23 protein-coding genes and 1 other annotated feature are annotated in these 25668 nt (G+C 45.6%); of the genes, 6 read left to right on the top strand and 17 right to left on the bottom strand.

Features of this window, described 5'->3' with window-relative positions; genetic code table 11:
• Positions 1 to 146: 146 nt before the first annotated feature.
• Positions 147 to 2441: a 5-methyltetrahydropteroyltriglutamate--homocysteine S-methyltransferase gene (gene metE, locus CCZ37_RS07915; protein ID WP_094500244.1), complete on the top strand. Its 2295-nt coding sequence runs from the start codon at positions 147 to 149 to the stop codon at positions 2439 to 2441.
• An 85-nt stretch (positions 2442 to 2526) separates the two neighbouring features.
• Here the strand turns inward: metE and CCZ37_RS07910 are convergent, their stop codons facing one another.
• The 13 genes from CCZ37_RS07910 to trpL2 form a co-directional block, all read right to left on the bottom strand.
• The gene (locus CCZ37_RS07910) at positions 2527 to 2916 is read right to left on the bottom strand and encodes a GspS/AspS pilotin family protein (protein ID WP_010316932.1); all 390 of its coding nucleotides are present in this window, start codon (positions 2914 to 2916) and stop codon (positions 2527 to 2529) included.
• Between the two features lies 1 nt (position 2917).
• A complete protein-coding gene (locus CCZ37_RS07905) occupies positions 2918 to 3214 on the bottom strand; it encodes a YciI family protein (RefSeq protein ID WP_010316930.1) in 297 nt (98 codons plus the stop codon).
• Positions 3215 to 3303: 89 nt separating this feature from the next.
• Positions 3304 to 3705 (bottom strand): acyl-CoA thioester hydrolase YciA, encoded by a 402-nt coding sequence (gene yciA / locus CCZ37_RS07900; RefSeq protein ID WP_094500243.1) that lies wholly within the window; start codon positions 3703 to 3705, stop codon positions 3304 to 3306.
• Between the two features lie 119 nt (positions 3706 to 3824).
• The gene (locus CCZ37_RS07895) at positions 3825 to 4388 is read right to left on the bottom strand and encodes a septation protein A (protein ID WP_010318224.1); all 564 of its coding nucleotides are present in this window, start codon (positions 4386 to 4388) and stop codon (positions 3825 to 3827) included.
• A gap of 102 nt (positions 4389 to 4490) precedes the next feature.
• Positions 4491 to 4742 (bottom strand): hypothetical protein, encoded by a 252-nt coding sequence (locus tag CCZ37_RS07890; protein ID WP_029626835.1) that lies wholly within the window; start codon positions 4740 to 4742, stop codon positions 4491 to 4493.
• A gap of 231 nt (positions 4743 to 4973) precedes the next feature.
• The gene (locus CCZ37_RS07885; RefSeq protein WP_010318226.1) at positions 4974 to 6239 is read right to left on the bottom strand and encodes a dicarboxylate/amino acid:cation symporter; all 1266 of its coding nucleotides are present in this window, start codon (positions 6237 to 6239) and stop codon (positions 4974 to 4976) included.
• Positions 6240 to 6565: 326 nt separating this feature from the next.
• A complete protein-coding gene (gene trpA / locus CCZ37_RS07880) occupies positions 6566 to 7372 on the bottom strand; it encodes a tryptophan synthase subunit alpha (protein WP_010318227.1) in 807 nt (268 codons plus the stop codon).
• Positions 7372 to 8562, bottom strand: coding sequence for a tryptophan synthase subunit beta (gene trpB / locus CCZ37_RS07875; protein ID WP_010318228.1), 1191 nt, complete (start codon positions 8560 to 8562; stop codon positions 7372 to 7374). The genes trpA and trpB overlap by 1 nt, the downstream gene beginning before the upstream one ends.
• A 129-nt stretch (positions 8563 to 8691) precedes the next feature.
• On the bottom strand, positions 8692 to 10101 hold the full coding sequence (trpCF, locus tag CCZ37_RS07870) for a bifunctional indole-3-glycerol-phosphate synthase TrpC/phosphoribosylanthranilate isomerase TrpF (RefSeq protein WP_094500242.1): 1410 nt from the start codon (positions 10099 to 10101) through the stop codon (positions 8692 to 8694).
• Positions 10102 to 10106: 5 nt separating this feature from the next.
• Positions 10107 to 11105 (bottom strand): anthranilate phosphoribosyltransferase, encoded by a 999-nt coding sequence (trpD, locus tag CCZ37_RS07865; protein ID WP_013857143.1) that lies wholly within the window; start codon positions 11103 to 11105, stop codon positions 10107 to 10109.
• Between the two features lie 20 nt (positions 11106 to 11125).
• Positions 11126 to 11716 (bottom strand): aminodeoxychorismate/anthranilate synthase component II, encoded by a 591-nt coding sequence (locus tag CCZ37_RS07860; protein ID WP_094500241.1) that lies wholly within the window; start codon positions 11714 to 11716, stop codon positions 11126 to 11128.
• Positions 11717 to 11721: 5 nt separating this feature from the next.
• Positions 11722 to 13287 carry an anthranilate synthase component 1 gene (locus CCZ37_RS07855; RefSeq protein ID WP_010318232.1) on the bottom strand — a complete coding sequence of 522 codons (1566 nt, stop codon included), beginning with the start codon at positions 13285 to 13287 and terminating at the stop codon, positions 11722 to 11724.
• A 124-nt stretch (positions 13288 to 13411) separates the two neighbouring features.
• Positions 13412 to 13514, bottom strand: a sequence feature (Trp leader region).
• Positions 13461 to 13598 carry a tryptophan operon leader peptide gene (gene trpL2 / locus CCZ37_RS07850; RefSeq protein ID WP_094500240.1) on the bottom strand — a complete coding sequence of 46 codons (138 nt, stop codon included), beginning with the start codon at positions 13596 to 13598 and terminating at the stop codon, positions 13461 to 13463. (Overlaps the previous feature by 54 nt.)
• A gap of 64 nt (positions 13599 to 13662) precedes the next feature.
• On the opposite strand from trpL2, the gene rnm reads away from it, so the two are divergent.
• The 3 genes from rnm to rluB all read left to right on the top strand — a co-directional run bounded on the left by rnm (position 13663) and on the right by rluB (position 16338).
• Positions 13663 to 14535, top strand: coding sequence for an RNase RNM (gene rnm / locus CCZ37_RS07845; protein ID WP_094500239.1), 873 nt, complete (start codon positions 13663 to 13665; stop codon positions 14533 to 14535).
• Between the two features lie 2 nt (positions 14536 to 14537).
• Positions 14538 to 15158, top strand: coding sequence for an L-threonylcarbamoyladenylate synthase (locus CCZ37_RS07840; RefSeq protein WP_010318235.1), 621 nt, complete (start codon positions 14538 to 14540; stop codon positions 15156 to 15158).
• A gap of 121 nt (positions 15159 to 15279) precedes the next feature.
• The gene (rluB, locus tag CCZ37_RS07835; RefSeq protein ID WP_094500238.1) at positions 15280 to 16338 is read left to right on the top strand and encodes a 23S rRNA pseudouridine(2605) synthase RluB; all 1059 of its coding nucleotides are present in this window, start codon (positions 15280 to 15282) and stop codon (positions 16336 to 16338) included.
• A 98-nt stretch (positions 16339 to 16436) separates the two neighbouring features.
• On the opposite strand, the gene cydC is transcribed toward rluB, so the two are convergent.
• The 4 genes from cydC to CCZ37_RS07815 all read right to left on the bottom strand — a co-directional run bounded on the left by cydC (position 16437) and on the right by CCZ37_RS07815 (position 23199).
• Positions 16437 to 18158, bottom strand: coding sequence for a heme ABC transporter ATP-binding protein/permease CydC (cydC, locus tag CCZ37_RS07830; RefSeq protein WP_094500237.1), 1722 nt, complete (start codon positions 18156 to 18158; stop codon positions 16437 to 16439).
• The gene (cydD, locus tag CCZ37_RS07825) at positions 18151 to 19938 is read right to left on the bottom strand and encodes a heme ABC transporter permease/ATP-binding protein CydD (protein WP_094500236.1); all 1788 of its coding nucleotides are present in this window, start codon (positions 19936 to 19938) and stop codon (positions 18151 to 18153) included. Before cydD ends, cydC begins: the two co-directional genes overlap by 8 nt.
• Positions 19939 to 20075: 137 nt before the next feature.
• On the bottom strand, positions 20076 to 21035 hold the full coding sequence (gene trxB, locus CCZ37_RS07820) for a thioredoxin-disulfide reductase (protein WP_010318239.1): 960 nt from the start codon (positions 21033 to 21035) through the stop codon (positions 20076 to 20078).
• A gap of 133 nt (positions 21036 to 21168) precedes the next feature.
• The gene (locus CCZ37_RS07815) at positions 21169 to 23199 is read right to left on the bottom strand and encodes a GGDEF domain-containing protein (RefSeq protein WP_094500235.1); all 2031 of its coding nucleotides are present in this window, start codon (positions 23197 to 23199) and stop codon (positions 21169 to 21171) included.
• Between the two features lie 519 nt (positions 23200 to 23718).
• Here CCZ37_RS07815 and CCZ37_RS07810 point away from each other — a divergent pair.
• Positions 23719 to 24375 (top strand): 2OG-Fe dioxygenase family protein, encoded by a 657-nt coding sequence (locus tag CCZ37_RS07810; RefSeq protein ID WP_167372397.1) that lies wholly within the window; start codon positions 23719 to 23721, stop codon positions 24373 to 24375.
• Complete coding sequence (locus CCZ37_RS07805) at positions 24350 to 25588, top strand: cysteine desulfurase-like protein (RefSeq protein ID WP_094500233.1); 1239 nt, start codon at positions 24350 to 24352, stop codon at positions 25586 to 25588. Before CCZ37_RS07810 ends, CCZ37_RS07805 begins: the two co-directional genes overlap by 26 nt.
• The last annotated feature ends 80 nt before the right edge of the window (positions 25589 to 25668 follow it).

The raw sequence follows: 25668 nt of genomic DNA, 5'->3' as shown, positions 1-25668 counted from the left end.
TCGATCAACATGAATTTTTTTAATAAACAAGTTGAATAATTGCACCTTGTCTGTGGGTCAGTTTAGATGGATAGTCTAGCCATCCAGACATCTTTATCTCATGCAGTAAAGAATCAGACACGATCAACAGCAAAAGGACTAGGGACATGACAACGACGACTCACATCTTAGGTTATCCACGTATTGGTGAAAAACGCGAACTGAAATTTGCGTTAGAAAAATATTGGCGTGGCGAAAGCGATCAAGCGCAGTTACTGCAAGTGGGGCATGATATTCGTCAGAAAAACTGGGCTGAGCAGCAACAAGCGGGTCTGAGTTTTTCAACCGTAGGCGATTTCGCTTGGTACGATCACGTACTCACAACCACATTGCTCCTTGGACACGTTCCTAAACGTCATAGCAACGGCTTTCCTGATTTAGATACACTCTTTCGCGTTGGACGCGGTCAATCACAAGCGGGTTGCGGCTGTAGCGGAAGTGCCGCTTCTGATATGACTAAATGGTTTAATACCAATTATCACTACCTTGTGCCGGAGTTCAGCCAAGACGATACGTTCGAAGTCAGCTGGCCTCAACTGTTTGAGGAAGTCAATGAAGCGTCGAAAGCAGGCCACCAAGTTAAGCCTGTACTGCTTGGCCCGCTGAGCTACCTCTACTTGGGTAAAGAGGTCGAAGAGGGATTTGATCGCCTGACCTTACTGCCTCGTTTATTGACCGCTTATCAAGCAATTTTAGCTAAGCTTGCTAAACAAGGAGTGGAATGGGTACAAATCGATGAGCCTATTTTAGCGTTAGAGCTAGAACCAAAGTGGCAAGATGCATTTAAGTTGGCTTATCAAGTGATCGCTGGTGATGTAAAACTGTTACTCACTACTTATTTTGATTCGGTGCTTGATACGCTCGATAAAATCATTGAGCTACCAGTGAATGGATTGCACATCGATCTCTCCGCTTCTGCCGATCAATTGAACGCGGTACTAGAGAAATTGCCAAAAAATTGGGTACTTTCGGCAGGTGTGGTCAATGGACGCAATGTGTGGCGCGCCGATCTTGCGACGTTATTGGCTCGTTTACAGCCAGTGAAGCAGCAATTGGGGGATCGTCTGTGGATTGCGAGTTCGTGTTCACTGCTGCATAGCCCGGTTGATTTAGATCTTGAGCAGCAGCTCAGTGATGAAGTACAAAGTTGGTTTGCATTTGCCAAACAAAAAGTGACAGAAGTTGCTTTACTTGGTAAGGCACTGGACGGTGATGACGCGGCGATTCTGGCCTGTGAAACTTATAGCCAACCGATACTTGCACGTAAAACGGCAACTCACGTTAATAAACCGCATGTACAGGCGAGAGTCAACAGCATAACGGCGGCACTCTCTGAGCGCAGTGCACCTTATTCAGAGCGCGCTCATCACCAAGCTGAAGTGTTAGGGTTGCCATTTTTGCCAACGACAACCATAGGCTCATTCCCTCAAACGAGTGAGATCCGTCATCAGCGCAGTGCTTACCGTCAAGGTAAACTGGCGCACGCTGATTATATCAATGCATTGAAAGGGCATATTGCCGATGCAGTAAAACGTCAAGAGGCACTTGATCTCGACGTGTTAGTGCACGGTGAAGCTGAGCGTAATGACATGGTGGAGTACTTTGCTGAAAACTTAGCCGGTTTCCAGACTACGCAATTTGGCTGGGTGCAAAGTTACGGCTCACGCTGCGTAAAACCGGCTATCGTGGTGGCCGATATTGAACGTGAAAAACCGATTACGGTGGAGTGGTCTACTTATGCTCAATCATTGACTGCGAAGCAAATGAAAGGAATGTTGACTGGGCCTGTAACGATTTTATGTTGGACGTTTCCCCGTGAAGATATTTCTCGTCAAACCATCACTCAGCAATTGGCTTTCGCTTTGCGTGATGAAGTGGCAGACCTGCAGCAAGCGGGCATTAACATCATCCAAATTGATGAACCTGCGATTCGTGAAGGATTGCCATTGAAGAAGCGTGACCATCAAGCATATCTGGCGTGGGCGGTTGAGGCATTTAAAATTGCGGCGGCGAGTGCGAAACCCGAAACGCAGATCCACACTCACATGTGTTATAGCGAATTTAATGAAATCATTGACTCAGTAGCGGCACTGGATGCCGATGTGATTACGATTGAAACTTCTCGCTCGAATATGGAACTGCTCAAAGCGTTTGAAGAGTTTAACTACCCGAATGAAATTGGCCCAGGTGTGTACGATATTCACTCGCCCAACATTCCCTCTCAAGAGTGGATTGAAGGTTTGTTGCGTAAAGCGGCGGAAAAAATTCCAGCCGAGAGATTATGGGTTAATCCTGATTGCGGCTTAAAAACGCGCAATTGGAATGAAGTGGAGGCAGCACTGACCAACTTGGTGTCAGCAGCTAAAACGCTGCGCAAAGAGCTTAAACCACAAAGAGTGTAAGAAAAATAAATCGCTATAGAGGCCTCATTTGAGGCCTCTATTTTTTGCCAGGCAAATAGTTGGTGATCTGGTGATGAGCGGGTGGCTATTGCACAGTACAGGTTTCTTTGTTGATCAACTGGTCCACGACTAATTGGCCGCGAGTATTACGCATTTTGATACGATAAGTCAGCCCAAAATCGATGTTGGCGCGAGTGATGTCATCAGAACAGTAGGAATTAATGCTGGTTTTTAATACTTGATCAATCGGTTTTGCTCCTTTTTGATCCACATTGTAAATCATCATAATTTCAACGGTACTTCCCTTTGAACTTGCACGCATGACTGAAAGAGGCCCGAATTCTAGGGGTAATTCAGCACTGATAACTTTGGCGCGGTTACTGGCAAGGGCTTCTAAATATTTTTGCTGATCACCGTTCGAACTACAGCCTACAGCAAGAAGGGTCGCGAATACGGCACAGAGAATGACTTTCATCTTAAAACACTTTCTTAAAGGGTTTAACAATAACATGCTGATAAACACCGGCAGCAATATAAGGATCGGCATCCGCCCATGCTTGAGCTTGTCTTAACGAATCAAACTCAGCGATGACTGTTGACCCTGTAAACCCGGCTTCTGCTGGATTCTCCGAATCAATGGCTGGCATTGGCCCTGCGGTTAATAGACGACCTTCATCTTGCAAGGTTTGTAAGCGCTCTAAATGTTGTGGCCGGACACTCATGCGTTTTTCCAACGAGTTTTCTACGTCTTGAGAGAAAATAACGTACCACATATTGATATCCTTATTGTTTGGTATGAAGTCGAAGCCTTACTGTACTGAAACTGGCGCGTATTGAAAGCAATCAAACTGAATTTCTGTGATCAGTTGCTAGGCTTAATCGGTCGAGGGCGGCCATCGGTATCAATGGCGACATAATTGAAGGTGGCTTCACATACTTGGAAACGAGCCCCCACGCTGTCGTATTTGATGGGTTTTACCCATACTTCAAGATTAACGGACATTGAAGTGCGGCCAATCTTAGTACATTCACCATAACAACACACTACATCGCCAACTTTGACGGGTTTTTTAAACGTAATGCTAGAAACAGACACAGTGACAACGCGGCCAAATGAGATCTCTTTGGCTAAAATTGCGCCAGCCAAGTCGAGTTGAGACATGATCCAACCGCCGAAAATGTCACCGTTGGCGTTAGTATCTGCTGGCATGGCTAAAGTGCGTAGCAATAATTGGCCTCTTGGGGCGCTATTTTCCTGATTCATTTTTCGACATCCATAACAACAAAACAGCGACCAAAGTGGTCGCTGAAAAATAGAGGCGTATTATAGCGAAAACTGACCTTTTTGCACTCATAAGAGTCCTTGTAATAAGGTCAATATGCTCAATGATCTTGTGAGGGGGAGCTATCGGAAACGGGTTTCTCTTTTGGTAGATGTTTGTAAATAAAAACGCCCGTTAATAAGGTATAAACAAAAGTCGCGGCTAATAAGCCAAATACTTTGAAGTTGACCCAAACATCCAATGGCAGTTGATATGCAATGTAGATGTTTAGTACAGCACAAACGCTGAAAAAGAAAACCCACGCCCAGTTGATTTTTGTCCATACGTGTTCAGGTAAGGTTAGCTCCTTGCCAAGCATTCCTTTAATGGCTGATTTACCCATGATGTGGCTGATGGTCAAGCCCAATGCAAAAGCAACGTAAACAATAGTGACCTTCCATTTAATGAAATTATCATCGTGAAAGAAAATCGTCATACCACCGAAGATGGTCACCATCAAAAACGTGATGATCTGCATTTTTTCAACTTTCTTATACAGTGTGTAGGTTAGGGCAATTTGTATTGCACTGGCTACGATAAGTGCTCCTGTGGCGACATAGATGTCGTACATTTTGAAGAGGGCAAAGAAGATAATCAGTGGTATAAAATCAATGAGTTGTTTCATTATTGTTGATGCTTCCGATTTAAATGTTGTGCACAGTCTAACGAAAAGCGCGCCATAGCTAAATAGAAAGAGGTAATACGCAACAAATTAACTGGGCAAGGCTCAACGTTCCCAACCGCTGGTTTCAAGTTGTGGTATCGCTTGTTTGATATCTTCTAGATAACCTTCACTTTTCAAATTAGCGACCGCTGTCTGTAGCTCTTCATCGGTCATAGAAAAGCATGAGTCTTTACCTGTTATGAGGTCGAGATACTGGTGGTATTCGAATTCATTGAAATGACCGATGCGATCGATAACTAACTCACGGATCCCATAGTGAATCAAACTGTAATAAGTGTCGCGATGAATATCCATTGCTCATACTCCAAGTCGATTCGCGTCAATGACATAAAGATCGCTGCCATTATGTGCACGAAAGAGGTGTTGTTTATTAAAGCAATCGCAATGCCAACTTTATCGTCAGTCATAGGGTGCTTTAATGATTAACTTTAGTATGAAAACTGTTTTTTTTGCAAATTGCGATGCAAAAAAATACAAGCCGCATAGGATGCGGCTTGTATTGGATCAATGATGCTCTGTGATGAGTTAGGCTTTTTGCTGCTTCAATGAGGCCTCAGTGGCTTCTTCTTCTTCTTCAATCAAAGCATCAACAATAACGGCACATGCGGCGTCACCTGTGATGTTGAGCGCGGTACGGATCATGTCGAAGATACGGTCAAGAGCGAACAGTAGTGGCAAACCTTCAATTGGAATTCCAGCAGCCAGTAAAACCGCGACTACAAGAAAAGAAGGGCCAGGAACACCAGCCTGACCTACTGCGCCGAGTGTCGCTGTTACGATGATGGCAATGTAAGCGCCCATCGAGAGATCGATATTGAATAGTTGGGCGAAGAAAATTGCAACTAAACCATAATAGATGGCGTTGCCAGACATGTTGATGGTAGCACCTAACGGCAGAACAAAGGCGGCCGTTGAGTTGCGTACGCCAAGGTCGTGTTCGACGGTATCCATAGTGACAGGGAGTGTCGCCATTGATGACGCGGTTGAAAGGGCTACGGCTTGAGGCTTTTTCATCGCAAGGATAAACTTCTTAGCCGATGTCTTAGTGAATAGCTGGATCATTAATGGATAAGCAATAAAGCCGAAAATTAAAATGGCCGCGACATAAACCACAAACAGCTTAAACACCACCATTAATGCGTCGAAACCAAACGTGCCGACAGCTTCAGCCATCAAACCGAATACACCGATAGGCGCGATGATCATGACTTTGTTGATCATCCACACCATGGCATCAACAATGGTATTGACGCCATTGATGATCGGGTCACGTTTTTCTTTACTCTGTTTAGAAATAGCGATGCCAAAGAATAAGCAAAAAACAAGGATTTGCAGAATGTTAGCATTATTCAGTGACTGGAAAACGTTGGTTGGGATCATACCAGTAATGGTTGCCCAAAAAGTAGGTAGTTCACCTTTTGCTGCATATTCGGCAGAAAACATACTTTCAACACCCGAAATATCGATGCCGATACCGGGTTGGAAAATTTCGCCCATAACCAGTGCCAAGGCTACGGCTAAGGCTGATGTGACCGCAAAAAAGCTGAGCGTGATAAAACCGACTTTACCCGCCGCGTGGCTATTACCAAGGCCCGCAGCACCGGAAATAAGTGCAACGGCCACCAGTGGGATAACCAGCATCTTAATTAGGTTGATAAAAATGACACCCAGTGGCGAAAAGACGGCCGCATCGTGTCCCATCATGGCACCAACGGCAGTACCAATGATCATTGCAATGACGACTTGCACGCCAATGTTGCTTAACAAACTCTTTTTGTTTAACACTTCCATAACCTCTGTGCTAATTAATTGTAAATTCCTAGTGTTACCCACTCCATAAATATCAATCGGTGGATAAATATTTCGATTAGCTTTTTACACGGATATTTTACATTTATCAATATGAGATTAAGGCTAACTGATAACATTATTGATAGTTTATTGACATGAAACGTGGTTTTTGCAAAAAGAAAACGTTTGCTATTTGTTTTGTCAATTTAACCGATGGTTTTTTTGCGCTCGGTGAATGAATTTGGTGTAGTGTAAATGTTAAAGAAAAGGTCGATTTCTTGTTTTGACTGAGAAATAGACCTTGTTAGTGTTTGGTGTTAGCCCATTTATTTCAACGTCGCTGCTTTCATGCTGGATACGAAATGGCTGAGAGTCGTTAACATTTCATCTGGCTGATTAAGCTGCTGCTCAATAATTTTCACCACTGCGGAGCCCGATATTGCACCAGCGGCACCTGCAGCGATGGCCTGTTTGACTTGCTCAGGTTCTGATATGCCAAACCCAAGCAATGCGGGTGGGGCATTAAATTGGTTCAGTCTTTCCAACAAGGCATGTACTGGCATGTTGGCTTTTGTTTCTGCTCCTGTCACACCGGATCGGGACAGTAGATAAGTATAGCCACGGCCAAGTTTGGCGACCGCTGTTAGGGTCTCATCACTGGCGGTGGGTGGTGCGATGAAAATAGGTTGAATCCCGTATTTGTCTGCCGCCGCGACAAATTCACGGCTTTCATTAGTCGGAACATCGGCGATCAATACTGAATCCACACCTGCATTTTTACAGCGTTGGTAGAAGTTTTCGATGCCGCGTGAGTAAACGAGGTTGGCATACATGAGTAGTCCGATAGGCAGGTCGGGATATTGCGCGCGAATTTTTGTGATCAACTCAAAGCAGATATCTGGAGTCGTCCCGGCATCCAGTGCACGAATATTCGCCCCTTGGATGGTTGGGCCATCAGCGAGCGGATCAGAGAAAGGGATACCGAGTTCTAATGCGTCTGCTCCTGCTTCCACTAGCGTTTGCATGATGCGCAGAGATTGCTCTGGATCTGGGTCCCCGATGGTCACAAATGGAACAAACGCACCTTGATTGTTGTCAGCTAAACGCTGAAATAGGGTTTGATAGCGATCCATTACAGCGCTCCTTTCTCTTCTAATAGTTTATGGACGGTGAAGATATCTTTATCGCCGCGACCGGATAGATTCACGACCAATAACTGCTCTTTTTCTGGCTCGGCATACGCCATCTTCACGGCGTAAGCAACCGCATGTGATGATTCCAGCGCGGGAATAATGCCTTCGTTACGTGCGATCGATTGGAAAGCATCGAGTGCTTCGTCATCGGTAATGCTTTCGTACTCAGCGCGGCCTGTCGCATAAAGATGAGCGTGCTGAGGGCCAACAGAAGGGAAATCAAGCCCAGCGGACACCGAGTAAGACTCTTCCACTTGCCCGTTTTCATCTTGCATCAAAGGTGATTTCATACCGAAGAAAATACCTGTCTTGCCGTGCTTTAATGGCGCGCCATGCTGGTGGGTATGAATGCCTTTTCCTGCTGGCTCAATGCCAATCAAACGGACACTCTTTTCTTCAATAAAGTCAGCAAACATACCAATCGCGTTCGAACCGCCGCCGACACAAGCAAGCACCGCATCTGGTAAACGACCTTCGCGAGCCAAAATTTGCAGTTTCGTTTCTTCGCCAATCATGCGTTGAAATTCACGGACTATGGTTGGAAATGGGTGAGGGCCCGCTGCTGTACCTAATAAATAGTGGGTGGTTTCATAGGTGGCAGACCAGTCACGTAGCGCTTCATTGCACGCATCTTTAAGTGTTGCTGATCCTGAATGAACGGGGATCACTTCTGCGCCCATCAGCTTCATACGAAACACGTTGGGGCTTTGGCGTTCAACATCTTTTGCGCCCATATAAACGCGACATTTTAGCCCCAGTAGTGCGCAGGCCAACGCGGTTGCAACACCATGTTGCCCTGCGCCTGTTTCGGCAATAATTTCATGTTTACCCATACGCTTAGCAAGCAGTGCCTGACCAAGTACTTGGTTAGTTTTGTGCGCGCCGCCGTGCAATAAATCTTCACGCTTTAAGTACAATTTGGTTTTTGTGCCTTTCGTGAGGTTTCGTGTCAAAGTTAGCGCCGTTGGGCGGCCAGCGTATTCTTGTAGTAACGTCATGAATTCAGCACGAAATTCAGGATCTTCCTGCGCATCAATAAAAGCTTGTTCCAATTGGTCAAGCGCTGGTACCAAAATTTGTGGCACGTATTGACCACCGTATTCGCCAAAATAGGCATCGAGTTTTGCCATAATTCGTATCCTTAGTCTCTGTGTTACTGCTGAGTGATTCAGCGGTAATGAATCTGTTGTTATCCCTTGCTACTTGACCTTGCGGCTGGGAGTCACTCGCTTTTCAAGTCAATGGGAATCGATTTAGTGTTAGTACTGCCGAATAGCGTCGAACGCTAGGGTCAGCTTGTGTAAGTCTTTTTTCCCCGGTTCGCTTTCAACACCTGAATTGAGATCGAGCCCTAAACAACCGATGTTTGCTGCTTGCTGAGCATTTTCAGGGGATAAGCCACCCGCCAACATGACATCGTTTACCTCGGTTAGTAATTGCCAGTCAAAACGTTGGCCAGTGCCGCCAGATTGCGTTCCTACTTTGGCATCGAATAAATGACGGTCAATGTGGCGCTCAAGTTTGGTCGGCAGGCAGTCGCTCACGCCATAAGCTTTCCAGATTTCAATCTGGCTAGGTAAGTGAGCTCTCAATTGGTCAATATAAGCTTGATCTTCTTCGCCATGCAGTTGCACCGCGAAGAGTTTTAACGTCGTAGCAATCTGCGTAATAGCTTCAATGGTGTGATTTTGAAACACGCCCACGTAGCGCAGCGGCGCGCCGCTCATGGTCAAACGTGCATTGTCTAAATCAATATAACGTTTGGATTGCGGCACAAAAATTAAGCCACCAAACACGGCTCCAGCTTGATAGGCTTTGGCCGCATCGTCAGCATGAGTTAAGCCGCACACTTTGTTTTCGCCAAGCGTCACTTTGCGTACCGCTAGCTCTAAATTTTGTTCGGCCATTAACGAGCTGCCGATTAAAAATCCGTTGGCGTATTGCGAAAGTTCACGTACTTGTTGGTGAGTATAAATGCCAGACTCCGAGATGATCATGGTTCCTTCTGGGAGTAAAGGTGCCAGCTGTTTAGTGCGATTGAGATCGGTTGAGAGATCGCGCAAGTTGCGGTTATTAATGCCAATAACTTTGGCTTGCAGGGCGACTGCCCGGTGCAGCTCTTCCTCATTGCTCACTTCGGTTAAAATACCCATACCCAGTTGGTGAGCCACATTGGCTAGCATTTGATAGTGCTGATCATCAAGGACGGACAGCATCAATAAAATGGCATCTGCGTTGTAGTGACGAGCCAAATAAACCTGATAAACATCAACCATGAAGTCTTTGCAAATCACTGGTTGGCTCACTTGCGCGCGAACGCGTGGCAGAAATTCGAGGTTGCCTTGGAAATATTTTTCATCAGTCAAAACTGAAATGGCGTCTGCATATTGATGGTAAACCGAGGCGATATAATCCAAATCAAAATCTTGGCGAATGAGCCCTTTGGAAGGTGACGCTTTTTTACACTCCAAAATAAAAGCGGTTTTACCCGTATTTAACGCATCATAAAACGAGCGATCTGATGCGTTTAATAAATGTTCGAAGCTGCCCAATGGTTGCTGCGCTTTACGCTGCTCGACCCATTCATATTTGTCATTGACGATTTTGGCCAACACTTCAGCCATTTGAGTATGTTGGGTTGAAATGTGGTCAGAAAGTTGCTCAGGCATGGGGCTTAACCTCTTTGTGCCAGTTGTTGGACAAGCTGATAGGCTTTACCCGAGTTCATTACACTAATGGCCTGTTGTGTATTGGCTTTGAGATCTTCTTGGCCAAAAAGACGCAGCAGCAGCGCCACATTGACAGCGACGGCAGCCAGTTGCGCTGGCGTGCCTTTCCCTGTCAGCAGGTTGGTAATAATGGCGCGATTCTCCGCAGGCTCACCACCTTGAATGGCTTCGAGTGGGTAGCTTTCAACACCAAAATCTTTAGGTGTTAAGGTGTATTCGATGATGTGTCCATCACGAATTTCAGCCACTAAGGTTTCACCATGAATTGCCACTTCATCTAAACCACTGCCATGAACGACCGCTGCACGTTTCAATCCCATTTGTAACATGGTTTGGGCAATAGGCAGAACCAGTTCTTTACTGTAAACACCCATCAGTTCAATGTTGGGGCGAGCGGGGTTAATCAGCGGTCCTAATATATTGAAGATAGTGCGCGTTTTCATGGTTTGGCGCACGGGCATCGCATGACGCACGCCACCGTGATATTGCGGCGCAAATAGGAAAGCGACGCCCAAGTCATCGATGGCTTGGCGAGTATTTTCAGCGCTCATCGCAAGGTTAATACCAAATGAATCCAGTAGATCAGAAGAGCCCGATTTGCTCGATACTCCACGATTACCATGTTTGGCAATTTTTACGCCACAGGCAGCAGCAACAAATGCTGCGGTGGTTGAAATATTAAAAGTATTTGAGCCATCACCACCGGTGCCGACTATGTCTGCAAAATCGTAGTCTGGCCTTGGAAACGGGGCCGCGTTAGCCAATAATGCTTTGGCTGCGCCAGCAATTTCATCGGGTGTTTCACCTTTGATTTTCAGTGCCGTCAATACCGCTGCCATCAAAATAGAGTCGAGTTCACCACGGATGATGACATCAAACAGTTGCTGGCTTTCTGCTTGCGAGAGCGACTGCTGCGCGTAAAGTTTATTAATGATGTTTTCCATAAAATATCCCTATAAATCCGTTAGTGGGTGCTTTTTTCTAAAGCCCAATCGATCGCATTGGCAAGCAATGCTGCGCCATGAGTAGTCATGATGGACTCTGGATGAAATTGAAAGCCGCACACTTTATCTTGCTCTTGCACCACGGACATCACGAGCCCATCGACCTCTGCCGTGATGGTTAAACTATCCGGAACTTCAGTAGCCACTAGGGAATGATAACGAGCAATGGCTAGTGGTGACGGTAGCTGTTGGTAAATACGGTGATCTTGGTGTTCCATCATCGATATTTTGCCATGGATGATTTCGCCAGCACCCACGACAGTGCCGCCGTAAGCTTCAACAATCGCTTGGTGACCTAAACAGATGCCAATGATCGGCACTTTGCCCTTAAGGCGTTGGATTAATTGTGGCATGCATCCCGCGTCTGCGGGCGCGCCCGGTCCGGGGGAGAGTAGCAGCAGCGGTTCATCCAATTGAAAGACCGCTTGTTCAATGCTCTGTGCGGCGATGTGGTTGCGATAAACTGTCACCGTATGGCCGAGTGAGCGGAATTGATCCACAAGGTTGTAGGTAAAGGAATCAAAGTTATCGATAAAAATAATGTTGGCCATGTCTGCTACTCCTGATGCGCGGCTTGAATTGCAGAGATCACGGCTTGTGCTTTACCGCGTGTCTCGTCGGCTTCCGATTGAGGGTCTGAATCATAAACGACCCCAGCGCCTGCTTGAACTTGCGCAATACCCTGTTCGACATAAGCCGAGCGGATTACGATGCAAGTATCTAAATCGCCTTCTCCGGTAAGGTAGCCTACCGCGCCACCGTAACTGCCACGGCGGGCTTTTTCCACGTTACGGATAAGCTGCATGGCGCGAATTTTCGGCGCACCAGTGAGTGTGCCCATATTCATGCAGGCTTGGTAAGCGTGCAGTGCATCGAGATCGCTTCGCAGTTGACCCACCACGCGAGAAACCAAATGCATAACGTGACTGTAGCGATCCACTTTCAATAAATCAGCGACGTGGCGCGTTCCTGCTTGTGCAATACGTGCGACATCGTTACGCGCAAGGTCGACCAACATCATGTGTTCCGCGTTCTCTTTTTTGTCGCAACGCAGCTCTAGTTCAATGCGGCTATCTAAATCAAAATCAATTGAACCATCGGCGCGTTTACCACGACGGCGAGTCCCTGCGATAGGGTAAATCTCAATCTGGTTGGTCTCGGTGGCGTATTTCAATGCACTTTCAGGAGATGCGCCAAACAGAGTAAAGCGTTCGTCTTGCATATAAAACATGTAAGGGCTTGGGTTGCTCTCTTTCAGTTTTTTATAAGCAGCAAGTGGTGAAGGGCAAGGTAGAGTAAATCGGCGAGAAGGGACCACCTGAAAAACATCGCCTTTCACGACAAATTCTTTTAACGCTTGAACGGTCTTGCAAAACTCTTGGTCAGAAATATTCGTTGTCACGCTTACGTTAGCTACGGTTTTGGCTGGCGGTAGTAATTTGGGTGCGGCACATTGCTGCGCGATCTCTTGTAAACGAGTAATTAATGTTTCACGCATTGTTGGCGTGGGGTTAAAAACACTGGCTTGCAACTGACAATGCTCAGTTTTATGGTCAATCACCAACAAGGTTTCCGCGATATAAAAAACGTAGTCCGGGCACTGGTTAGTTGTGCTGGCATCGCCTAGTGGTTCGAAGTTGGCCACCAGATCGTAGGCAAATAAGCCGCCAAGGAAAAGAGCATACTTATCGTGGTGACTAAGGTCGAAACTGTGCTGCACGAGACGTAGTGCATCAAAAGAAGAGGCTTCGCGTAGGCGAGAATCTTCGTCTAGCGTGTCGCATGGTGCTTGAAATTGAAGCGTTAAGGTATTTTGTTGTAACTGATGTTCAATATCCGCTTTAATATTACGCTGTAGATGTTTGATGAGTTGCTGACCATTGTCTGTCAAGGCATGGAAAGCGACACCGTGACCAAAACAGATGATACGCACGGCAGCATCAATCAATAATAGACTTTTGAGATCCTGTTTTGAGTCGATCTCAGCTGACTCTAATAGCAAACAATCTGTTTTTGACTCACATAGGGTATGAAATAGACGAGTTGGATCTTGGGTATAAGGCACGGACATATTGATTACGTCAATTTGGCCTAAGTTTTTAATTTCAATGGTCTTATTCACAAGACCTCCTTGATGAATTTTAATGTTCCTGTCGTCCATACTCGCATAATCCTCTTAGAGACCCAATCTTCACTTTGGGGGTTTCGCTGTTTTATTGTGCAATGTAATGTGAGCTATTCGACAAAATAAAAAGCCCGCTCATTGAGGCGGGCTTTGTGAATTCGTGTTTTATTTTAAAAGTACACGGTTGCCCACCAAGAACGCGTCCAAGTGTGCCACCAATTGAGTTCAGTTGAAGCTGTGCTTAAATTGTGATTATGGTTTTGGTTAAATTCTTGTAACATGGTCAACCTCAAATACGTGCCTTGCATTTGTGTACTAGTTAACTAGTGCAAGAGTAAAAAGTCAAGCCTAAAAGATGGCCAAAATAAAATTATGAGAATTGATCTACATAGCCACACCACCTCGTCAGATGGTCGTTTGTCGCCACAAGCCTTAATTGATAGAGCTTTAGGCTTTGAAATTGAGGTATTGGCAATCACTGATCACGACACGGTTGATGCGCTATCTATCGCCCATGACTATATCAATCAGCAGCAATTGCCGATCACCTTGATTGATGGCATTGAGATTTCGACGGTTTGGCAGAACAAAGATATCCATATTGTTGGGCTCAACATCGACCCTAATGCGCAAGCTTTACAACAGCTCATTGAGCAGCAAAAGGCACATCGTGTGCAGCGCGCACAATTGATTGCACAACGATTGCAAAAAGTGACACGTGAAGGGGTGTTAGAAGAGGTGCAAGCGATCGCTGGCGACGCACCGATTACTCGTGCGCATTTCGCAAAATGGCTGGTTGAACAGGGTTTTGCGAAGAACATGCAGCAGGTGTTCAAAAAGTTTCTCACCCGCGATAATCCCGGGTATGTACCACCAAGTTGGTGCTCGATGGCCGATGCCGTTGAAGCAATACACGCCGCTGGTGGCCAAGCGGTATTAGCGCATCCTGGACGATATGACTTGACGGCTAAGTGGCTCAAGCGCTTAATAACGGCGTTTGTGGAAGCGGGTGGTGATGCAATGGAAGTGGCGCAACCACAACAAGCACCACAAGAAAGACGCATCTTGGCCGATTATGCTATACAATACAAACTGTTAGCTTCTCAAGGCAGTGACTTTCATTACCCCTCACCTTGGATGGAACTGGGGCGAAATCTTTGGTTGCCTTCCGGCATCGATCCTGTCTGGAAAGATTGGAGCTTAAGATCCATAGATAGAGTCGAGAGACTCGACAATGAGGAATGACAATGAGTCAGTTTTTTTACGTTCATCCAGAAAACCCGCAGACTCGCTTGATCACACAAGCGGTTGCCATTATCCGCAATGGCGGGGTTGTTGTGTACCCAACGGATTCTGGTTATGCGCTAGGTTGCCAGTTAGAAAATAAACAAGCGTTAGAGCGTATTTGCCAAATCCGCCGTCTTGATGATAAGCATAATTTTACCTTGCTGTGCCGTGATTTGTCAGAGCTCTCTTTTTATGCGCGTGTGGATAATACCGCTTTTCGCTTGCTAAAGAATAATACACCTGGCCCTTATACGTTTATTTTCAAAGGGACTAAAGAAGTACCACGACGTTTGATGAATGCGAAGCGTAAGACGATCGGTATCCGCGTGCCTAATAACCGTATTGCACTTGATTTACTTGAAGCGTTAGGTGAACCGTTGATGTCCACCTCACTTATTTTGCCCGGCAACACCCATACAGAATCGGATCCTGAAGAGATTCGGGATCGCCTTGAGCATACAGTGGATGTGATTTTGAATGGTGGTTATTTAGGTGAGCAGCCGACGACAGTGATTGATTTTAGTGAAGATGAGATGGTGATTGCTCGCGTGGGAGCGGGCGATCCAACACCTTTTGAATAGCTTTTGAGTAGGCCATCAAAACGAGTGCTTTTTGGCGTAGAATTTGAGATACTATTCGGCCGCGATTTTGGGGTCGCATTTTTTCATTCGACGTCTGTGAAGACGACACATAGGTAGATAAATGAGCGAAAAGTTACAAAAAGTTTTAGCACGAGCTGGTCATGGTTCTCGTCGTGAGTTAGAAGCTTTGATTAGAACAGGACGTGTCAGTGTTAATGGCAAGGTAGCTATGTTAGGCGAGCGCCTAGAAGATGATAACGCGGTTGTGCGTATTGATGGACATGCTGTTTCCGTTAAAGCGCCAGAAGAAGTTATTTGTCGAGTGCTTGCTTACTACAAACCGGAAGGTGAGCTTTGTACCCGTCATGATCCCGAAGGCCGTCGGACGGTATTTGATCGTCTACCTAAAATTCGTGGTTCGCGTTGGATTTCAGTTGGCCGCTTAGATGCCAACACCTCAGGCTTACTTCTCTTTACTACCGATGGTGAATTGGCCAATCGACTTATGCACCCAAGTCGTCAAGTAGAGCGCGAATATTTAGTGCGTGTTTTTGGCGAAGTGAACGAACAGAAAGTGCGTAACCTCGTTAAAGGGGTTGAGCTAGAAGATGGCTTGGCACGCTTTGAAGATATCGTTTACGCTGGTGGTGAAGGTATGAACCATACTTTCTACGTCGCGATTAACGAAGGCCGTAACCGTGAAGTTCGTCGTCTTTGGGAATCTCAAGATACTACCGTGAGTCGTTTGAAACGGGTTCGTTATGGCGAGATCTATTTGGACAAAAAACTGCCACGCGGCGGTTGGATGGAACTGGATCTTAAAGATGTAAACTATTTACGTGAATTGGTTGAACTGCGTCCTGAAAAAGAGACGATGCTAGATTTGAGCAAAGACAACACTTCACGTACTCGTGAGCGTGCACGTAGCCAAAAAATTCGCCGCGCCGTTAAACGCCATGAAGAGCGCGTAACGACGACGGGCAAACCCAAAAGTCGTACGACCAATGGTACAACGACCAATGGTACAACGACCAATGGTAAAAAAACTAACGGTACGACAACCAATGGCACAACCACTGGTCGTCGCAAGCCTGCTTCAAGTACCCGTAACAGTGGTGCAGATGGTAGCCGCGGCACTGGTCGGCCTCAAACTGGCAAATCGAAAGCACCACGTCGATAAGCGAAACTTCTTCGTTGCCCGTTAATTGATATTAAAATCCCGAGCCAAGCTCGGGATTTTTCTTTTGTAGATTATCGTTCGCACTAATAGATGCGGCATTACAAGGTTTGCTGTAGTTGGAAATAGCGGCCTTGTTTGGCCAATAACGCTTGGTGGCTACCGTATTCCACGATTTCACCTTGTTCAATCAGGCAAATAGCATCCATTGTTTCTAACTCGACCAAGCGGTGCGTAATAAAGAGGACCGTTTTATGCGCAAAATGCTGCTTAAATAGAGCCAGAATTTGCTGCTCGGTTTGTTTATCCAAGCCTTCCGTGGGTTCATCGAGTAATAAGATTGAACCGTTGTGGAGCAGCGCGCGCGCGATACCGATGCGGCGTTTCTCTCCACCAGAGAGCTGACGGCCGCCGTCACCCAGCCATGCGTCCAAACCTAGATCATCCAATAGAGTATGTAAACCGACTTGCGTTAAGGCGTGAGCTAACTGTTGATCGTTTGCGCTTGGATTGGCCATCGCGAGGTTGTCTCGCAGCGTGCCATTGAGTACATCTACACGTTGGCTAACCACACTGATGGTTTGGCGAAGTTCGCTCTCATTCCACGCTGTTAAGTGGGTACCTGCAATGGAGACGCTGCCTTGCTGTGGATCCCAATAGCGTGACAGCAATTGCATTAAGGTTGATTTGCCAGAGCCTGTTTGCCCCACTATCGCAACGCGATGCCCTGCGGGAATATGGAGGTTGACACCGCGTAGCACATCTTGGCTGCTGTCAGGATAGTGAAAGGTTACGTCTGAAAATTCAATATCGAATTGACCTGAGTGCTGAGTTGAAGCGGTAGGAAATTGGACTTCAGGCTCAGCCAAAATAATATCGTTGAGGCGGCGAGCAGAAGTGAGTGTTTGCCCTAAATGTTGAAATGCACCAGCAATCGGCATCAGCAGTTCAAAACTTGCCATAGTTGCAAAAGCCACCAGTGCAATCATCGGGTCGGGTTGATTACCTGCCACACCATCGGCGGCGAGCCAGATCACTAACACAAGCGTCCAGCCATTAGCGAGCATGAGCAGTGCTTGTGCAAGGCCAGAAAAATGAGCGTTAGCCAATTGATTGACCAGCAATTTTTGCTGCGCGCTAAGAATCGCTTCACGGTAACGGTTTTCTGCACCAAACAGGGTCAGTTCACTGTAGCCTTGCAACCAGTCAAGCGTTGTAATACGCAAATCCGCCTTGTGCTGGGTGAGCTCGGCACCATTACGCTGACCCAGTTTATAAAAGAGGACTGGCCACACGAGCAGTAGCGTCAGAAGAATTGCACCAAGGGTTAAGCCAATGGCAGGGTCGAACCAACATAAGAATGCCGTTAACGCACTAATGCCCAGTACACCCACGGTTACTGGGCTGATTAAGCGTAAATAGACGTGATCCATAGCATCGATATCTGCCACTAGACGGTTGAGTAAATCAGCGTCTCTGAGGTTTGACACACGACCTGGGATCAGTGGCGCGAGTTTTTGGAAGAAGAAAATACGCAGATCCGTCAGCAGCTTGAATGTAGCATTATGGCTGACAACACGCTCACCCCAACGTCCTGCAGTGCGTCCCATGGCAAAGCCACGTACAAAGGCGCCCGGTAGCATGTAGTTGAATGTTTCACGAGCAATGGTTAAGCCAGCAATGGCCGCTGCGGATAAAAACCAGCCGGATAAGGTCAGTAGACCAATCGAGGCAAACAGGGTTAAAAAGGCCAGCAGTATACCGAGAGATAAACCAAACCAGTGCTTTTTATACAATTTAAGGTAAGGGATGAGATCACGCATCAAGGTTCCCCTTATTGGCTTCATCAAGCGCTTGATTAGCTTGTAACATATCGGAAAACAGCCCCTTTTGCTGGCTGAGTGTATTGTAATCGCCTGTTTGAACTATCGCCCCATTTTGCATCACCAAAATCTGTTGCACCGATTTTAATGGTGCTAATTGGTGCGTCACGATTAAAGCGGTGTGATGTTGAATTTGGCGGTTCAAACCTTGCATCACTAACTGTTCGCTGCGGGCATCTAAGCTGGCGGTTGGTTCATCAAGTAGCCAAAAATTGCCGTTTTGTAGCAGCGCGCGAGCAAGTGCAATTCGCTGAGCTTGTCCGACAGATAATCCACCAGATCGATCGGTGATGGTGTAATCCAAACCATGTTTGTCGACAAATTCAGCCGCATAGGCATTATCTAAAGCCGAATGAAGCGCTTCGTCACTGATGTCCTGCTTGCCGAGGCTGATATTCTCAACGATGGTTCCGTGCACCAATAGTGGGTTTTGCCCAACCCAACTGATCTGCTTACGCCAGCTGGTATGCTCAAGATCGCTCAGCTCAATACCATTGATTTTCAAACTGCCTTGGTAAGGCATGAAGCCTAAAATGGCGTTGACTAAGCTGGTTTTACCTGCACCGCTTGGCCCGACAAGTGCAGTGGTTGAATGGTTATCTAACGTAAATGAAATTGGGCCGACCAAGCGTTTTCCTTCTGGGCTAAACACTTCGAGATCTTGCGCTACAATGTCAATCTGCTGTGCACCGTCGAGCGAGATAGATCCTGATTTCACCTTGCTGATGTCGGTTTCCAAAAACTCGACAATGCTTTCAGCCGCGCCAACAGCTTGTTGTTTGGCGTGATAAAAGGTGCCCAAATCACGTAATGGTTGATAAAACTCAGGCGCAAGGATCAAGATAAATAGGCCGGAAAATAGAGTCACGGCTGTACCGTAGTAGCCGAAATTCAACTCGCCAATAAAGCTAAAACCAAAGTAAACGGCGGTGATGGCAATCGAGATCGAGGTGAAAAATTCCAACACCGCTGATGATAGAAAGGCGATTTTCAATACATCCATTGTGCGAGTACGAAAGACTTCAGAAGCGCCTTTAAGCTGATTGGCTTCGGCTTGTGTGCGGTTGAATAGACGTATTGTAGTCATCGACTGCAGGCGATCATAAAAGTGACCAGATAATCGTTGCAGTGCTTTGAAATTTTTACGGTTAGCATCAGCTGCTTTCATACCGACTAAGGCCATAAACAGCGGTACTAAGGGTGCGGTGATTAAGAAGATCAAACCCGCCGCCCAGTTGACGGGAAAGACCACAATCAAAATCATAAATGGGATCAACACAGATAATGACATCTGCGGTAAATAGCGCGCAAAAAAATCCTGCATGTTTTCAACTTGCTCAAGCAGCAATGTCGCCCATGCACCGGCAGGCTTACCTTTAATGTAAGCAGGGCCTAACTCGCGAACTTTATCCAGTATTAACTGACGGATATAAATACGGATCTGCTCTCCGCAGCGAAAACCCGCAATTTCACGCCCCCATGCACACGCGGCACGTGCGGCAATCGTTACCACTAAACCAAGAAAATAGGGAATGAGCTCTGTTTTATCAACTTGTTCAATAATCAATTGATGCAGAATGGAGGCGAGGAGTGCGGCCTGAGCCAGCAAAAACACACTTGATAATACGCCAAGGCCAACAGCAATCATTAACCAGCGTTTTGCCAGTTTACTTTGCTGTTTGAGCCAATTATTCAAGCTACGTTGCTTTTTCTTATCCATTTCGAAGGCTTAATGAGAATTATTATGTAAACGGAAGGACGCTAGTATACAAAATAAAGCCCGATGGATATACCACCGGGCTGTAGGGTTTTGTTATAAAACTGGAAAACAACCTTTTGCTTACTTGTCGCTCATGTCTACTTGTCGTTCAAGCTGTCTAGGTAGCGCTCTGCATCTAATGCCGCCATACAACCCGTTCCTGCCGAGGTGATCGCTTGGCGATAGTTGTGATCCATCACATCACCAGCAGCAAACACACCTTCAATACTCGTTTGAGTTGCATTACCATCAAGGCCAGATCTGACCACGATATAGCCCTCTTTCATCTCTAGCTTGCCAGCAAACATGTCGGTATTCGGTTTGTGACCAATCGCGATAAAGACGCCCATCACATCCAGATCTTCTGTAGTTTCTGATTGGGTGTGTTGCATACGAACACCCGTCACGCCGGTTTCATCGCCTAACACTTCCTGTAAAGTGCGGTCAGTGTGTAGCACTATATTGCCGCTTGCGACTTTATCCATCAGACGATTAATCAGAATTTTTTCCGCGCGGAACGAATCACGGCGGTGGATTAGGTGAACTTGTGCCGCGATATTGGATAGATAAAGCGCTTCTTCCACAGCGGTATTGCCACCGCCGACGACTGCAACTTTTTGGTTACGATAGAAAAAGCCATCGCAAGTGGCACAAGCCGAAACGCCGCGCCCTTTAAAGGCTTCTTCTGAATCCAAACCTAGGTAACGTGCGGATGCACCTGTTGAAATGATCAGGGCATCGCAGCTATATTCTGCACTATCACCTTTAAGGCGGAATGGACGCTGTGAAAAATCAACTTCATTAATATGATCAAACACAATCTCAGTTTCAAAGCGCTCGGCATGCTCTTTCATTCGTTCCATTAAAGCAGGGCCCGTGAGGCCTTCGGCGTCTCCTGGCCAGTTTTCTACTTCTGTGGTGGTCGTTAACTGACCACCTTGCTGCATACCGGTAACGAGAACTGGATTAAGGTTAGCGCGAGCTGCGTAAACGGCTGCCGTATAACCAGCCGGGCCTGAACCAAGAATAAGAAGTTTGCAATGTTTCACGTTGCTCATGGGGACTCCAGTATCGAAAATGCTCGAAAAATTTATACGATTGTAGGGAATATCTCGGGTCAATTAAAGCGATTACAAGGGCTAGCTTAGAAATAATCGTTATATGGCCAAATTGAGCAATGATGGGACTTGGCTAATAAGTCAGCCAACGTGTTTTTAAGCAATTTCGGCCGCTGGCTTTCGCCATATAAAGCAGTTGGTCGACTTCTTCACACAATGCTTGGAGATCTAAATCCGTATTCGTTGCGCTCAACACGCCAAAACTCGAAGTGACGGATACTGATTCTCGTGATTCGGTTACAAAATGGTGAGCTTCAATTTTCCGGCGTAATGTTTCGGCAATTTCGCTGGCAATGCCTAAGTCAGTATCGGGTAGTAAGATGAGAAACTCTTCTCCACCGTAGCGGGCGACAACATCAGAAGAGCGCACCGAGGATTTAAAGATAGCGGCGATTTCCACTAATACTTGATCACCGAAAGCGTGACCATAAGTGTCATTAATGACTTTAAAATAATCAACATCGGTCAAAATAAGGCTAATCGGTTTTGCATCTTCATTATGTTGGATCTGTTCGTCTAATTGCGCTGAATCGAATGGTTCGCTGTTTTTTTTAAGTGAAGGTTGACCTTTGAACCAAGTCTGTTGCCACATCACAATCCGTTGCACGAGTTTAATAAGCGCTTCGCTACTGTTTTGGTAAGATTTGGATTGATGTTTTGCAAATCGTTCCTCCATGTAGCGTCGATTATACAAGCCAGTTAAGGTGTCCGTTTTGGCAAGCATACCCATTTTGATGCGAGAGCGGTTGGCCCAGATAAATATGATCAATAACCCTATTAATGCAAGAGCCAAGAAAAGGACAATTTCACCTAATAGATAAAACGTTTTCTGATGGTTTTCAATTTCTAGTTTTTGAAGTACGTTGTTCCAGTTTAGATCCTGATTTTCATATTGTAGACGCTCAAGATCAAACAACATTTGCTGTCGCTGTAAGTTCTCTACTTGTTCAACATTGCGAAGTGTGAGCGATCGTAAATGATAAAAATCATAAGTTTCATAGGCTTGTTTGTAGTTGTTTTGCCCAGCATAAGCCTGTGCTGCTACTTTTAACAACTCTATCTGTTGAATAAGTAGATTTGATCTTTGTTTGATATGCGCAATGAGTGGTTCTACAAATTCAATCACTTCACCGTAGCGTTTTTGTTCCAATAGATCTTGTGTTTGTAATAGCTGAAAAGTGGCAACGTAGCCTGGTTGGCTTTCTCGGTACTGCAGTTCCTCCGCTTTTTTCAAGAAAAAGCGCATTTGATCTCGGTTGTTGGTATCTCGATAAAGCCGTGCAAGTTCAATGTTAATACGAAAGCGATGTCGCCCGTCACCCAGTATTTGTGCCAGCTTGAGTGCGGTTTTATAGGTTTCGATCGCTGCCGTGATTTGATGGCGTGACTCTTGCAATTTAGAGATGTCGAGTAAGCTAACCAACTGGCTATAAGACATTTTACGTTGCTTGAAGTAACTGTAGGAATTTTCAAGTAACAGCTGTGAACGATCAAAATCTTGTAGCTGAACCAGTATTTGACCTAGACCGTGAGATATTCTCTCCATTAACTCTTTGTTATCAATGGATTTTGCTGTATCAATTGAGGTCATTATTGCGGCGTACGATTTTTTAAACTCGCCTTGCTCTTGGTAATAGAGACTTTTAGCTAGTAATACTTCTGATTCGATTTGTGCATTGTGATCGTTTCCTGCTTCGACTAACAGTGCGTCAAGTTTCGGCAACACGTCGACTTTTTGGTGCCGTAAAGCTTGAATCTCTCTTAGTTTGAGAGTCAGCGTTTCAACGTTGGTATGCTCTGTTCGCTTTAATCCTAATTGTGCCGCTTCTAAGCTCCTATCATATTCCTCCAGTAGCCCATACACAGTTGCTTTGGCCAAATAGTAACGTACGACGAGAGCTGAAGGCTGTGACAATATGATGTAGTCTTCTTCTAGTTCACTAATTTGTGCCTTTGCCTTGATCGGTAGTGAGTAGGTGATCTGCTCAATGCCCTCCAATGCTTGGAGAAATTTATCTTTAGGATCCATAGCCGCATAGGCACTGATTACACTGAAACCTAATGCGATGAAAGTCCACAGTGTGACTTTAATACTAGAGTTCACGGGTTGAGGATCTCCTTATCAGTTGAGCGATGTTTCAACTAAGTTTTAATGGTCAAATATATCAATTAGTTTTATGAACTAGTATTAACTTTAGTCTAATTTTTGGTGTGACTTGCCACTTAAATGGTGCCAATTTCGAATTAATGAGCCGCCATACGACTCATGGATTAATACTTGCTAAATTGAGTCGAATCGAGCTGATAAATTAGTTACTGATATTTCCTTTAAACCCGCCCATGGTCTACATACCATTTCTACATCATCCTAATGTTGGTATTCATTGTTTTTAAAAGATTATTAACCTTGAAGTAGTGAGCTTGTCTAAAAATCGCTATGTGTCATGCTTGTTATTGGATTTTAATTCTTATTTTTGTGATTATTTAAGTATTAAATTTTATATTGCTAGTCACATACAGATATAACATTCATTTTTACTTGAATGTGCAATATTAGTGCGTATCCTTAGTGTAAATTAATTGTTAATTTAATGTGTCCAATAATTTAATTAAGGAGCTGGTGATGTTAGCTGTACACGAAAACACTTTACAGATTACGCAATTAAGTCAAAAAGCGATTCAACAACTTGCTCCCTCCTTTGCGCAATTACCACATACGGATCATGCGGATGGTCAGTATCGTTTACGGCGCTACTCTGTGGTTCAATTTAGCAAAGGGAAAGTCGAGGCGTTGGACAAGCATGACTTTATGCAAACCGATCAAATCAATCATTTTCAAGGCAACATTAAGCGTCATTTCGATCCTATTTTATCCTCTACGTTACAAAGTGAAGGGATGAGAGAAGTGTGCGAGGTGTTTGTGAGTACGAATGGGCTGCCCAATGGTCAAGAGATTGAAATCCATCAGATCCGAATTGCTGCTGTGTTTGATGAGACGCAAGTCGCTCCAGAAGGTGTCCATCAAGATGGCTTTGATCACATTGCGTTGGTGGGGGTGAATCGCCACAATATCGTCGGCGGTGAAATTATGCTGTATCAAGACTGTCATGAAGCCCCTTTCTTTCGGAAAGTGTTAGAAAATGGTGAGATTGCGATACTCGCGGACAGTAAGTTATGGCATAACGCTTGTCCTATCCGCTCGATTGAGCATGGGCAAGAAGGTCATATGGATGTTTTTGTGTTAACCGCTAAGGATGGTCGAAATGATCTTCACTCCTGAAAAAGTGCGTACGCAGTTTAGTGCTTTGTCGCAAAAATATCATGGCAAGTCAGTGAGTTTCTTAGATGGTCCAGGTGGCTCGCAAGTACCTAAGTCGGTAATAGAAAAAATGAGTGAATATCTGGGCCATTTTAACTCTAATTTGGGCGGACACTATTTTTCAAGCCAAATCACCACTGATTTAATGCAGCAAGCTCGTGAGTCGGTGCAAGCGCTTCTGAACGCTGAGTCATCAGGAAATATTGTATTTGGCGCGAATATGACCTCGTTGACTTTTCAGCTAAGTCGAGCCATTAGCCGAGATTGGCAAGCGGGCGATGAAGTGATTGTTACCGCGCTTGACCATTATTCCAATGTATCGAGTTGGCAGCAAGCGGCGCAGGATAAGCACGTTACAGTGCACCAGGTACAGGTGAACCAACAATATTGTACTTTGGATATTGAACACTTACTGTCATTGCTCAATCCTAAAACAAAGCTGGTCGCGGTCACTTATGCCTCGAATACCACAGGATCTATTGTCGATGTTAAACGCATTGTGGATGCAGCGCATCAAGTCGGCGCGATGGTGTATGTGGATGCCGTTCACTATGCTCCGCACCATTTGATTGATGTACAAGAATTAGGCTGTGATTTTTTAACCTGTTCGGCATATAAGTTTTTTGGTCCACACGTTGGTATCATTTATATCGCTTCGCAGTGGTTACATGCACTTAAACCCTACAAAGTTGAACCTGCAACCAATATTGGTCCGGGGCGTTTTGAAACGGGTACGCAGAGTTTTGAAGGTTTGGCAGGCGTGATTGCTGCAGTGGAATATTTGGCGCAATGGGGAGACGCGAGTGGCTCGTTAAGAGAGCGTTTGATCGATAGTTTCATTCAATACAACCAGCATGAACGCCAATTGAGTGAGTATTTTCTGTATAAACTTAAAGGATTGAGTTCGGCTAAGCTCTATGGCCTGACCAAGGCTAACAGTGAGCTACGTACACCGACCTTTGCCATTCGTTTATCTAATCACCACCCAGAGTTTGTGGCCAAAACATTGGGCGAGCATAATATTTGTGTGTGGAATGGGCATTTCTATGCGCTGGGTTTAGTGCGTCAGTTAGATCTTGAAAACAGCGGTGGAGTTGTCCGTATCGGTTTTATGCACTACAACACGCGCAGTGAAATTGACGCTTTGTTTGATGTCTTATCCACGTTAGCGTAACCAAAGTGGCCCGGAAATCTGTCGCAGGAAAGGTTTCTGGGACGCAGTCTAGTTTCGCTACTGAGATCACTTAATGATGA

Origin of the sequence: Vibrio qinghaiensis (genome assembly GCF_002257545.1) — a bacterium.
GTDB lineage: Bacteria > Pseudomonadota > Gammaproteobacteria > Enterobacterales > Vibrionaceae > Vibrio > Vibrio ordalii.
Note: the sequence above shows the minus strand (reverse complement) of the source record. Positions and strands in the feature narration are given on the sequence as shown.